The sequence below is a fragment of the Paraburkholderia sp. BR13444 genome (assembly GCF_040948755.1).
GTDB lineage: Bacteria > Pseudomonadota > Gammaproteobacteria > Burkholderiales > Burkholderiaceae > Paraburkholderia > Paraburkholderia youngii.
In genome coordinates, this window is record NZ_JBFPKM010000006.1 from 411292 (window position 1) to 423938 (window position 12647).

A 12647-nucleotide genomic window follows, 5' to 3' on the forward strand; every position below is an offset into this window, starting at 1 on the left:
GAGCCCCGTGGAGGGACAGCATGAGAGGCTTCCTTCTGGCATTGGCATTGGCATGCGCGTGTGAGCTGTCGGCGGCCACGGCGCAGGATTTATTACCTGCCCCTTCGACTTCAGCGCCGGTCGCCGCGACGGACTTTCTGGCCATGGCGAAGCGAGTGGTCGACGCCGCTTCGCGACCCGCTGCGCCCTGGAGCGGGCCGCGCATTGGCCCGCGCGCGCAATCCGGAAAGCATATCGCCGTGGTCGCCGAGGATTTGCGCAACGGCGGCATCCTCGGGGTGGTCGGTGGTGTGCTGGAGGCGGCCAAGGTCATAGGCTGGCGCGTCAGGATCTTCGATTCCGGCGGTACGGCCGAGCTCCGTCTGAAGATGCTCGCGAATGCGCTGGCAGGCCACCCCGACGGTCTGATCCTCGCCGGGGGCGACGCACATGCGCTGCTCCCCGCACTGCGGCAGTTTGCCGACAGCAACATCCCGATCGTCGGCTGGCACGTGGCGGCGCGGGCCGGACCCGTGCCCGGCACGCCCGTCGCGATGAATGTCTCGACGGATCCGCTCGAGGTTGCACGGGTGACCGCGCTCGCGGCCATCGTGCAATCTGCCGGACATGCGGGCGTCGTCATCTTCACCGATACCGGTTTCCGGATCGCACAGGAAAAGGCGGACGCAATGGCTGCTCTCGTTCGCAAGTGCAGTGGCTGTACCCTGCTTGAAGTGCGCGACGTGGCGATCTCGCGCAGCGAGAAGCTGGTGCCAGAGGCGACACGCGCCCTGCTCGCGAGCTACGGCCCGCGCTGGACCTGTGCGCTGGGGATCAACGACATCTACTTCGACTACGCCGTGCCGGTATTGACGCAGGCGGGAATACCAAACGCCGCAATGATCATGCTGTCGGCCGGCGACGGCAGCGAGTCCGCCTTCCTGCGCATCCGCACGGGTACGTTCCAGACGGGGACCGTCGCCGAACCCCTGAATCTGCACGGCTGGCAGCTGGTCGACGAACTTAACCGGCTTTTCGCCGGAGAAGGCGTAACGGGTTACGTGAGCCCCGTGCATCTCGTCACGGCGGACAACATCGCCGCTGACGGCGGCGATCACCTGCTCTACGATCCTGACAACGGCTATCGCGACATTTATCGTCGGATCTGGCAACGCCCGTGAAACTGCCATTCCCACAATCGCTGAACGCTCAGTTTGCGCTCGTCGCCTCGTGCCTGGCCGCGCTGGTGGTCGTGATCGGCGCCACGTCGATCTACTCGTTGGCCACTTCGGCCTACTCGATCCGTCAGCTGGCCGAAGAGCGGCTCGCCCGCCTCGTGGATGCGCAGGATCTCGTGCAGCACACGCTGACGATCGAACGCCTCGCCTTGCAGCTGTCTAGCGACGATACGGTTGAAGCCGTGCGCGAGACGCATCGGCAGGTGCTCGAACAGTTGGCATCCTTCGACGGCCTGGTCAGCCGGCTGGCCTCGGCGACCACGAGCGAAGACCCAGGTGTCGACCCGCTGACACTTTATCGGTCGAGCCAACGCTTTCGCAACATCGTCAACATCGAGGCGCAGGTGCGCGAGACCGCGCTCGCCCGCCGGGGGGCCTCGGCGTCGGGGCAACCGGCAGGCGTGTCGCTGGCCAGCCTCGACGCGGATCTGCGCGGCGCGGCCGACGCGCTCGCCGCCGCGGCGCACCGGCAGTCGGATGATTTGACGAGCGAATACCGTGAAGCGGTCCAGGATCTGGCCGCTCGCGCAGATCGCACTCGTAAATGGGTGGCAGGCGGACTCGCTGTCAGCCTGTTGCTCACCTGGCTAATCGCCCGCGAATTCCTCGGGCGCCATGTGGTGGCGCGCCTGCGCCGCGTCAGCCATTTTCTGCGACATGGCGATGCCGGCAACCCGCAAGCTGGCGTCCCCGTGCACGGCGGCGACGAGATCGCCGATATGGCGCGTGCTGTCGAGCAGTTCCTCGAAGACCGACGCCAACGCCGCCAGGCCGAGCAGGCGCTGAAAGAGCTCAACGCCGGACTCGAGGCACGCGTCGCCCAGCGCACGGCGGAACTCAGTACGGCGCTCGCGGGTCAGGCCGCCGAAATCGCCGAACGTCAGCACGCCGAAGATGCGCTTCGGGAAAGCGAGAACTTTCTTAACAGCATCATCGAAAACATCCCGGACATGGTCTTCGTCAAGGAGGCCGAGAGCTTCCATTTCGTGCGCTTGAACAAGGCGACGGAGCAACTTCTCGGCTACCGGCGCGAGGAGCTCCTCGGCCGCTCCGTCCATGACCTGTTTCCCGTCGACGAGGCCAATTTCTTCGCGCTGAAGGATCGCGAGGTGCTGGAGTCGCGGCAAATGATCGACATACCGGAGGAGCCGGTTCATACGCGCCATGGACTTCGCCTCGTGCACACGATGAAGATTCCGATCGTCGATGTGCGCGGCGAGCCCCGGTTCCTGCTCGGCATCTCGCGTGATATCACGGAGCAAAGGCATGCCGAAGCGGAGTTGCGGCGCTATCGCGAGCACCTCGAAGACATGATTCGCGAGCGGACAGCGGAACTAGCCGTTGCCAAGGAGCGTGCCGATGCGGCCAATCAGGCGAAGAGTCAGTTTCTGGCACACATGAGCCACGAACTGCGCACGCCGCTCAACGGAATTCTTGGGTACGCGCAAATCCTCAAGCGCGACACGACCCTCGATCAGCACCAGCTCGACGGACTTGCGGTGATCCAGCGCAGCGGCGAACACCTGCTTACGCTCATCGACGACATCCTGGATATCGCCAAAATCGAGGCCGGGAGAATGGAACTCAATCTGTCCGACGTCCCGCTCGAACAGTTCGTCTCTTTTATCGCCGAGACGATACGGGTGAAGGCCACGGAAAAAGGCCTGGCCTTCGTTTGCGAGATGCCGCCGGATCTGCCCGCGTGTGTGCGGGCGGACGAAATACGGTTACGCCAGGCGCTGCTCAACCTGCTCTCGAACGCGATCAGATTTACCGAGCAGGGAAGCGTGCGTCTGCGCGTCGCTTTCACACCGCCGACGCGACTATGTTTTGAAGTCCGCGACACCGGCATCGGCATAGATCAAGGGCGTCTGGAGGAAATCTTCAGTCCTTTCGAGCAGGTCAGCGAGGACCATCATCGCTTTGGCGGTACGGGCCTCGGGCTAGCCATTAGCCGGCAACTCGTGCGCCTGATGGGAGGCGAGATCCATGTCGAAAGTCGCCGCGATATAGGCAGCGCCTTTTCGATCGAGCTGGACGTCGAGGTGGTAGCGCCTTGCGCGGCTGTCGCCACGCCCGAACGGATCGTGAGCGGCTACAGAGGGCCGCGCAAGACTATCCTCGTTGTGGATGACGTGGCGGAGAACCGTGCCGTGATTGTCGATATGCTCGGTCCGCTCGGATTCGACATGGCGCAGGCGGGTAATGGTTCTGAAGCAATGGAGAAAATCGAATCCCTGCGTCCTGCGCTCGTCCTGATGGACGTGGTCATGCCCGGGACGGACGGCCTCGAAGCCACGCGTCGCTTGCGCCAGATGGCCGAATTCCGGGACCTCCCGATCGTCGCAGTCTCCGCACGCGCGTCGAGAACCGATGCGGCGCAAAGTCTGGAGGCCGGCGCAAATGCCTTTCTGGCCAAACCGATCGACTTCGGCCAGCTATTGTCCGTCGTCGCGGCGCTCCTGAATGTCGAGTGGATCGATGCAGCTTCAGAGGCGCAAGTCGCTGAAGCGGGACCATCTGCTGTACCCGCCGTCGCGCCTCTTCCCGACGACTTGAAGGCGCCCCCGCCGGAGGAAATTCAAGCGCTGCATTACCTCGCGCGGCTCGGCGATATGCGTGCCATTGCGCAACACGCGCAACACTTGACCGAGCTCGACGAGCGCTATCGACCCTTCGCGGACCACCTCAGCAGGTTGGCGAAGGCTTACCGGTCCAAGTCGATTCTCAATTTCGTCGAGCAATATCTGAAAGGAAGATAAATCCGATGCTTTGCGCCGCGGAACGTGAATCGCTGGGCCTTACCTTCCAACAGCATCGAGCGGAATGTGAATCGAAACCATGGTGCCCGCGCCGGGCGCGCTGTCGATTGAAAGCGATCCGCCGATCAGCCGCGCGCGCTCGTTCATGCCGAGCAGGCCATATGAATAGTCGCGCCTCACGACTTGCTGATCGAAGCCTCGGCCGTCGTCACGCACCTGCAGCAGGAGCTTCGCCGCTGTCGAAACAAGCGTCACCTCGACATGGGTGGCGTCGGCGTGCCGCGCGACGTTCGTCAGCGACGCCTGTGCGATGCGAAACAGGGCCGTCGCATGGGCGTCGGACAACGCGGGGTCGCCGCCTTCGATGCGCAATTCACACGCAATCGCATGGCGGCGGTTGAATTCCTCGACAAGCCATTCGAGCGCAGACACGATTCCGAAGTTGAGCGCGGCAGGCCGCAAATGGCTCGCGACATTGCGCACCATCGAGATCGTGCCTTCGACCAGTTGACGCATATCATCGGCTTTCTTCGACGCTTCCGCGTCGTGCGCTATGCGCATCTTGAGCAACGACACGTCCATCTTGAGCGCAGTCAGCAATTGGCCCAGTTCGTCGTGAATCTCCATCGCAATGCGCTTTCTCTCTTCCTCGCGGATCGCCTCCATATACGCGGACAGTTCGCGCTGCTGCTCGCGTGATTCGACGAGTTCCTGTTCCATCTGCTTGCGACCCGTAATGTCGTTCAGGCCGACATAGATCGCGGGAGCATCGTCATAAGTCGCGACGCGCGCCGTCGCCATCGCCCAGAGCCGTGTACCGTCCGCACGCCGGAACTGTATCTCCCTATCGCGCAAGCTGCCCTCCATGCGCAGATGCTCGATCAGACGCTCGCGCTCCCCGCGGTCGGCGTAGAAATCCGCGATGTTGGCGGACATGCGTTCGTCCATGCCGAAGAGTTCGCGCAGCGGCTGATTCGTGTACAGGATGTGCCCGTCAGGCATCGACGTGATGCACAGCGGCACCGGGCTCGTTTCGACAATCGCGCGAAAGCGGGCCTCGCTTGCCTGCAAGCACGCGTTCGCGCGCGCCAGTTCTTCCGTACGCAACGCGACACGCCGCTCGAGATCGTCGCGCGCTTGCGATAACGCAGCCTCCGTTTCCTTGCGCATGGCCACTTCCGCCAGCAGTTGCCGGTTTTGCGCGAGAACCCGCTTGTGCATCACCCGCAGCTCGAGATGCACGCCGACGCGCGCGACCATCTCGTCGACGCGCAACGGCTTGGTCACATAGTCGACGCCACCTGCAAGAAAACCTTCGACGCGGTCCTCGTTGCCCGTCAGCGAGGTCATGAACAGGACGGGAATATCACGCGTGCGCTCATCGAGCTTGAGGCGTCGACAGGTCTCGAAGCCGTCGATGCCCGGCATCTTCACGTCGAGCAGGATCACATCGGGCTGCGAGAAGACCGCGCGCTCCAACGCTTCGATACCGTCGAGCGCCACCAGCACGCGTATGCCTCGCGCTTCGAGACTGTCCACAACTACGCCGAGATTGCCCGGCGTATCGTCGACTATCAGAATAGTGCCGGTCTGCGCGACCGGGGTGGCGAAATGGCTCATGATGCGGTGTTCCCTTTCAGAGACCGCTCAACGAGTTGCAGGCTGTCCTATTCTGCACTCGATGTCAGAGCCTGGTCTATCGCACGCTCGACGGTTTTGAAACGTCCGATGAAACAGCCGCGCCGCGGCCTCACTGCCGCCGCACGCTGCTCGCCTCCCGCCGCTCGCACGCTTTGCTCCGCTCTTCTGCGTTTTTGCTGCGTTGCGGCTCGTTATTGCGCCAGCCCGCCCGCCACGGCCAGCAGCCGGACTGCGCGAGGCTCGGTCAGTTCGTCGATCAGGTCGGCTACTTCGCACAGCGCGCGAAAGTCATACTCGCTGATCTGCTCCGCGTGATTGCGACGCAATTCGCGCATCGTTTCACCCAGCCGTTTGAGCGCGTTGGGCGTGCTGTCGATCAGCGGCCAGCAGTGCATCAAATATGCGAGCGATTTCACACTGCGCGCCTCGCACCAGGTGTCAAACAGTCGTAGACATATCGAGTCGATCTGCTCGACGACGTTCTCCCGCTCCGACAGATAGCCCATCATGATCCATCAATTCGACATTGCATTTCGATACCTCATCATCTATGAGCAGAAGTCGTGTCGCATTCAGTGCAAGCTGGAAAACGAGGGTGACACATCCTGATTCGCGTATCAGGAAATCCTGAGGCCATGCCGATTCCGATGGAGCAAATCCTGACGGCTAAAACCAGCCCTTCCTGAGACGACATTCCGCCGGTGCCGATTGGACGCACTCGCCGATCGCCATAGCATCGACGCATCGTGCATCGAGGGGGGAAATCATGGCGGGCAATATATCGTTGCGTTCTCAGGTCGAAAAACTCATCGGCCCGCAGGACGTGATCCAACTGCGCGCGTGGCTCAGCGACTGGTACGACTATGTATTCGCCGTGGGCTACATCCACCCGCCCTTCACACTCGATGAGGCGACAACCGACCGGCTCGAAGGCTACTTCAAGGCGGGCCTGACGCCAGCCGAAGGTGCAATCCTGTTCTTCGGCATCGTGCATTGAGAGGCGAGCGGCGAGGTTCGAAGAGTTCGACGGATCTGCCGGCAAGCCTTGCCTCACAAGCGCCAGGAGACACCCCCTTTGATCGCATGAGCGGGTCCGACCGCCAGTTCATCCGGCAGATCGTTTGCGACCTTTTCCTAGCGCGCGCGGCCCGTGCCATTTTTCTTCGTCAAGAAGCCGATCGAATAGACGATTACGGACGGACGCTCTGTCGTATCTGGAAATGTTCGAGGTAGGAGGTACGACGCCTTCGTGAGCGCGCACGACAGGGCGCTCGAATCCGTTGCCTGGGACATCGCCTCAGCCACGTATTCGATGGTGCATCCGTGAAAACGCAAGATTTCGGGTTCGCAAGGCGATGCGGGCCTGCGCCATGGATCTCATCATCTCGAGATACCGGCACGCTCTATCTGGCGGGTGACTAGCGGTGTAGACGCTGGTCAGTACCGCACGTAATAGCGAGCGTACTGTTCCAGCGAAACGTCGCAATTCTTCTAGCGCCGGGCCGACGCATGTATTCAAATGACGATGCCCCCGCAGCCTCCGACCCGCGAATGCCAGAGCGGGCCTGGCACTGAATGGAGCATTCTTGAAACAGTGGAGCAGTTTGGCTGGACGCTGAGCCGGCCGCGGGCCGCTCGACTAGTTTTCTGCAGATCGGGATCACCGTGCAAACTTACATTGGACCATCTGAATCCGCAGTTGCTAGCAAAGCGGCTCTGTTTAAGGTTGCTACCGATCGCGGTCACATCATCATGAGCGTGGACTCGGATCAAGACAAGAACGAAGAGCGCGCAATCGTTGAAGTCCGGCGCGATGCTTTGCTGGGGCTATGGCGGAACTGGACCACAACTGAAAACGAACTCGTCTGCTCGTCTCGTGCACCATCGACCCCGCTGAGAAGAAAGCTTGCGTTCGCCGACGAAGCTTTCATGCTGGGCAGGATCGCCCCTATACCGCTGGCTGAAGTTCGATGCCGGGTGCGTCCGCAATCTATTGCTCGATCGACCAACGCATCGTCCTTTGTTCAAACGACGACCCAGCCGTATGTGTGTGTGGCCGATGGCATCGACCGCATGCTCTGGCTCACTTCGACCGGGGCACGCTGCTTTCCGGTCGTGTGCCTGGTACCCGAGGCTCCCTTGCTTTCCCGGCTGGCCGGCACGCCTCGCAGCCAATGGGTCCGGGTTTCAGAACTATTGCGACGCTGAATCGGATGCGCACGCGCGCGGGTTTTCGCCACGACGCCTAAAACGTTAGGCACCCTCACCACCCGCGATCGCTTTAAGCCGGCGATAAAGCGTGCGCTCGCTCAAACCCAGCTGCGCGGCAAGCTCACTGCGCTTCCCGCGGAATTGCGCCGCTGCGCTCGCGAGTTCCGCATCGGTGAGCTTGCGCGGCAAGCCCAGACCCACCACCAGCGATTCCTTCGCCGCGCCGGAAGCCTTTTCGCGGACCGCCTCGGGCAAGTGTTCCGGGCGGATCACGCCGCCGTCGGCGAGCAGATTGGCGCGCTCGAGCACGTTGCGCAATTCGCGGATGTTGCCGGGCCACGCATAGGCACGCAACAGCGCCAACGCCTCGGCCGAAATCGACGCCTTATGCGACGCCCCCGTTCGCGTCGACGCAATGCGCGTCAGGATCGAATCCGCGAGCAGCGCGATGTCGTCGACACGCTCGCGCACCGCGGGCAAATGAATCGGAAACGCACTGATGCGGAAATAGAGGTCAGCGCGAAATTGCCCGTCCGCGACCATCCGCTCTAGCGGCTTGTGCGTGGCCGCGACGAGCCGGAAGTCGGCACGCAGCATATCAGTGCTGCCCACGCGCCTGAAGGTGCCCGTTTCGATCAGCCGCAGCAGCTTCACCTGAATGGAAAGCGGCACGTCGCCAATTTCATCGAGAAACAGCGTGCCGCCCTGCGCGGTTTCGACGAGGCCCTGCTTACGGCTCGTCGCGCCGGTGAACGCGCCTTTCTCGAAGCCGAACAACTCGCTTTCGAACAGCGTCTCGGTGATGCCCGAGCAATCCACCACGACGAACGGCCCCTGGCCGCGGCTGCTCGCTTCGTGCAGCGCATGCGCGAACAGCTCCTTGCCGGTGCCCGATTCGCCGAGCAGCAGCACGGGCAGCATCGAAGGCGCGACGCGCTGCAAAGCGGAAATCGCCTCGTTGAACGCGGGCGCGCGCCCGACCAGACCTTCGGAGCTTGGCCGCGCGGACGCGCTCCTGACCGTGGCGAGACGTTCGACATAGGCGACGATGCGTGCTTGCCGGTCGAAGATCGGCCGCAATTCGACGTCCACGTGCTCCGGGCCTCTCGGCGTGTGATGGATATGCAGCACGCGATCCGCACTGCGATTTTCCGTCGCGCGTTTCATCGGGCAGTGCTCGCCCGCCTGATCGCACGGCACGTCGTAGTGATGGGAAACCTGATAGCAGCGGCGCCCGATGTGCGCCTGGCCTTCGACGCCGAACTGGCGTTGATACGCGCGGTTCGCGGCCAGAATCTGATAGTGCGGATCGAGCACGATCGCCGGTTGCGGATCGTGCTCCAGATACGACACCAACGTGCTCACGTCGGGTACCACTGCGGCCACGCCGTCAGGCGCGCCAAACGATTGCGACGGAAGCTCGGTCGAAGGGAGCGGCGGAATGTCGGGCGGGATCATCGTGATTACTCCTTGGCTGCCGCACTATACGCCGGAACTGCCATTTCTGCCACGACTGCCAAATGGCAGTGACTTTATGCCACGGGTGATGCCGACGGTCCGGCAGGTGCATCGTCAATCCGCCATATCTCGCGCGACAAGTCTTTAAAAATCAGTGCGTTAGAAACGAGGATCGCGACGCTGCGGCTCGATGGCACGACTCCTGCAGTAGTGGGCGCCTCGGACTGGCTTAGTCCGCTATCGTGAGGAACCCACCGAAATGGCAACCGGCAAGCTCGCCGTCGAGGGCTTCTTCGATCCTGCAACATCGACCGTCAGCTATCTGCTGATGGATGCAGGCACGAGGAATTGCGCATTGATCGACACCGTGCTCGACTACGACCCGAAGTCGGGACGCACCTGCACCGCAAGCGCGGATCGTCTCGCCGCGCGCGTGGAGTCGCTCGGCGCCCGTGTGCAATGGATACTCGAAACCCACGTGCACGCCGATCACCTGTCGGCCGCGCCCTATCTGAAAGCACGGCTCGGCGGTCAGATCGCGATCGGCGCGCAGGTTACGCGCGTGCAAGCCGTGTTCGGCAAGCTGTTCAACGCGGGGCCTGAGTTTTGCGCCGACGGCTCGCAGTTCGACCGCCTGTTCGACAACGACGAGACGTTCAACGTCGGCGACCTGTCCGTGCGCGTGATGCACACGCCAGGCCACACGCCCGCCTGCGTAACCTATGTCGCGAGCGACGGCAGCGAAGAAGCCGCGTTCATCGGCGACACGCTTTTCACACCCGACTACGGCACCGCGCGCTGCGATTTCCCAGGCGGCGATGCGGCGGCGCTGTACCGCTCGATCCAGCGCATCCTCGGTCTCGCGCCGCAAACCCGCCTGTATCTGTGCCACGACTACCAGCCGGGCGGCCGGCCGCTGCTGTTCGAGACCACGGTGGCCGAGCAGCGCGAACAGAACATCCATGTCCACGATGGTATCGACGAAGCGTCGTTCATCGCGATGCGCACGGCCCGCGACGCGACGCTCGCAATGCCTGTGCTGATCCTGCCTTCGGTGCAGGTCAACATGCGAGCGGGCCACCTGCCACCGCCCGAAAGCGATGGCGTGTCGTACATCAAGGTACCGGTCGATGCGCTGTAAGCGCGACGGCGTATTACAAACAGGAGGACCCTACATGCGGAACACGAAACTCACGGCCCCTTCGAATCCAGCGGCCGACACGCTCGCCGCCGCCTCGCAACGGATGCGGCCGACGCACCGGCACGACGTGGTGATCGTCGGCGCCGGCGCGGCAGGTATCGCGACGGCATCGAGCCTGCTCGCGCGCTGTGCCGATCTCGACATCGCGGTCATCGATCCCGCCGACACGCACTATTACCAGCCGGGCTGGACCATGGTAGGCGCCGGCGTATTCCACCCGGAAACGACGGCACGTTCGATGGACAGCGTGCTGCCCGCGAACCTGAAGCGGATCAACGCCGCCGTCACGCGCTTCGAGCCGGCGCAAAACCTGGTGATTCTCGACGACTCGCGCGCCGTCGAATACCGCCAGCTGGTGGTGTGCCCCGGCCTCAAACTCGACTGGAACGCGATCGACGGCCTCGTCGACACGCTCGGGCGCAACGGCGTCACGTCCAATTACCGCTACGACCTCGCGCCGTACACGTGGAAGCTGACGCAGCAGCTCGAAACGGGTCGAGCCATTTTCACGCAGCCGCCGATGCCGATCAAATGCGCCGGCGCGCCGCAGAAAGCGATGTATCTCGCGTGCGATCACTGGCGCCGCAACGGGCGGCTGCAACATATCGGCGTCGAGTTCCGCAACGCCGGCGCGGCGCTGTTCGGCGTCGCCGACTACGTGCCTGCGTTGATGCAATACGTCGAGCGTTACGGCATCGCGCTGAACTTCGGCTCCACGCTGAGTGCGGTCGATGGCGACGCGAAGATGGCGAGATTCACGCACACGTTTGCCGACGGCAGCAAGGAAAGCTTCGAGACCGGCTTCGACATGCTGCACGCCGTGCCGCCGCAAAAGGCGCCCGACTTCATCCGCGACAGCGCGCTCGCCGATGCGGCCGGCTGGCTCGATGTCGATCAGGCCACGTTGCGGCACAAGCGCCACGAGAACATCTTCGGCCTCGGCGATGCAACCAGCACGTCCAACGCGAAGACCGCCGCCGCCGCGCGCAAGCAGGCGCCGGTCGTCGCGCACAACGTGCTCGCCGCGCTGGGTGCGGCGCGCGGCCTCGCGACCTACGACGGCTACGGCTCCTGCCCGCTCACCGTCGAGCGCGGGAAGATCGTGCTCGCCGAGTTTCTGTATGGCGGCAAGGTCGCGCCGACGTTTCCGGCGTGGCTCATCGACGGCAGAAAGCCATCGCGGCTCGCGTGGCTGCTGAAAGAGCGAATCCTGCCGCCGCTCTACTGGCGCGGCATGCTGAAGGGACGCGAATGGCTCGCTAATCCGCAACTGGCGGACTGAGCGCTCGCACGCACTGCTCACGGGGTCTTCGATGCTGCTGTCTCTTGTTCTCGGCGCACTGGTGGGCGCGACTCTCGGGCTGACCGGCGCGGGCGGCGGCATTCTTGCCGTGCCCGCGCTCGTGTTCGGCATGGGCTGGCCGCTACAGCAAGCCACGCCGGTCGCGCTCGTCGCGGTGGCCGGCAGCGCAGCGGTGGGCGCGCTCGAGGCGTTCCGCAAGCGGCTCGTCCGCTATCGCGCCGCGCTGCTGATGGCCGCCGCGGGTGTGCCCGCGACCGCCGCCGGCGCGCGCCTCGCGCATGCGTTGCCGCAACGCGTGTTGCTCGCGCTGTTCGCCGCGGTGATGCTGGTCGTCGCGTTCCGGCTATTGCGTCAGACGCTCGCGCGCCGCGGGTCGGGCGAGCCGCAATCGTCGATGTGCGTCGCGCATGTCGACCCGGCGACTGGCCGCTTTCGCTGGACCTGGCCGACCGCAGCCGCACTCGCGGCCACCGGTTCGCTGACCGGATTGATGACGGGTATGCTCGGCGTCGGCGGCGGCTTCATCATCGTGCCGATGATGCGCAAGCTGACCGACGTGTCAATGCACGGCATCGTCGCGACCTCGCTGATGGTGATCGCGCTCGTCGGCAGTGGCGGCGTTCTCGCGACGGCCACGCACGGCGCGACACTTCCACTCGAAGTCGCGTTGTGGTTCACTAGCGCCACCGCCGCCGGCATGCTCAGCGGACGGCTCGCGTCGCATCACATCGCCGCCCATCACGTGCAGTTCGGCTTTGCGAGCATCCTCGTGTGTGTGGCGCTCGGCCTGCTGGTCAAAGCGGCGCTGGTGTAAGCGCTGCCGCAACCCACCCAACAATCAAATAGAGCGAACG

10 protein-coding genes are annotated in these 12647 nt (G+C 63.6%); 7 read left to right on the forward strand and 3 right to left on the reverse strand.

The features are described 5' to 3' along the window. Positions 1-20: 20 nt before the first annotated feature. Both AB3X95_RS20230 and AB3X95_RS20235 read left to right on the forward strand, forming a co-directional pair. Complete coding sequence (locus tag AB3X95_RS20230; protein WP_184228945.1) at positions 21-1160, forward strand: substrate-binding domain-containing protein; 1140 nt, start codon at positions 21-23, stop codon at positions 1158-1160. Then, a complete protein-coding gene (locus AB3X95_RS20235; RefSeq protein WP_368622351.1) occupies positions 1157-3979 on the forward strand; it encodes an ATP-binding protein in 2823 nt (940 codons plus the stop codon). Before AB3X95_RS20230 ends, AB3X95_RS20235 begins: the two co-directional genes overlap by 4 nt. Positions 3980-4018: 39 nt before the next feature. On the opposite strand, the gene AB3X95_RS20240 is transcribed toward AB3X95_RS20235, so the two are convergent. Both AB3X95_RS20240 and AB3X95_RS20245 read right to left on the reverse strand, forming a co-directional pair. Next, the gene (locus AB3X95_RS20240; protein ID WP_368622352.1) at positions 4019-5599 is read right to left on the reverse strand and encodes a response regulator; all 1581 of its coding nucleotides are present in this window, start codon (positions 5597-5599) and stop codon (positions 4019-4021) included. Between the two features lie 212 nt (positions 5600-5811). After that, positions 5812-6129 carry a hypothetical protein gene (locus tag AB3X95_RS20245; RefSeq protein WP_176122859.1) on the reverse strand — a complete coding sequence of 106 codons (318 nt, stop codon included), beginning with the start codon at positions 6127-6129 and terminating at the stop codon, positions 5812-5814. Between the two features lie 257 nt (positions 6130-6386). On the opposite strand from AB3X95_RS20245, the gene AB3X95_RS20250 reads away from it, so the two are divergent. Together AB3X95_RS20250 and AB3X95_RS20255 are read left to right on the forward strand one after the other, a co-directional pair. Continuing rightward, complete coding sequence (locus AB3X95_RS20250) at positions 6387-6617, forward strand: hypothetical protein (protein WP_176122858.1); 231 nt, start codon at positions 6387-6389, stop codon at positions 6615-6617. A 668-nt stretch (positions 6618-7285) separates the two neighbouring features. Continuing rightward, the gene (locus tag AB3X95_RS20255) at positions 7286-7828 is read left to right on the forward strand and encodes a hypothetical protein (RefSeq protein ID WP_176110713.1); all 543 of its coding nucleotides are present in this window, start codon (positions 7286-7288) and stop codon (positions 7826-7828) included. 45 nt (positions 7829-7873) lie between these two features. On the opposite strand, the gene AB3X95_RS20260 is transcribed toward AB3X95_RS20255, so the two are convergent. Continuing rightward, positions 7874-9289 (reverse strand): sigma-54-dependent Fis family transcriptional regulator, encoded by a 1416-nt coding sequence (locus tag AB3X95_RS20260; RefSeq protein ID WP_255215367.1) that lies wholly within the window; start codon positions 9287-9289, stop codon positions 7874-7876. A 259-nt stretch (positions 9290-9548) separates the two neighbouring features. Between AB3X95_RS20260 and AB3X95_RS20265 the strand changes: the two genes are divergently transcribed. The 3 genes from AB3X95_RS20265 to AB3X95_RS20275 are packed head-to-tail and all read left to right on the forward strand — an operon-like array spanning position 9549 to position 12607. Beyond that, a complete protein-coding gene (locus tag AB3X95_RS20265; RefSeq protein ID WP_368622353.1) occupies positions 9549-10430 on the forward strand; it encodes an MBL fold metallo-hydrolase in 882 nt (293 codons plus the stop codon). 34 nt (positions 10431-10464) lie between these two features. Beyond that, on the forward strand, positions 10465-11772 hold the full coding sequence (locus AB3X95_RS20270; protein WP_368622354.1) for an FAD/NAD(P)-binding oxidoreductase: 1308 nt from the start codon (positions 10465-10467) through the stop codon (positions 11770-11772). A gap of 31 nt (positions 11773-11803) precedes the next feature. Then, the gene (locus AB3X95_RS20275; protein WP_368622355.1) at positions 11804-12607 is read left to right on the forward strand and encodes a sulfite exporter TauE/SafE family protein; all 804 of its coding nucleotides are present in this window, start codon (positions 11804-11806) and stop codon (positions 12605-12607) included. Positions 12608-12647 lie beyond the last annotated feature (40 nt).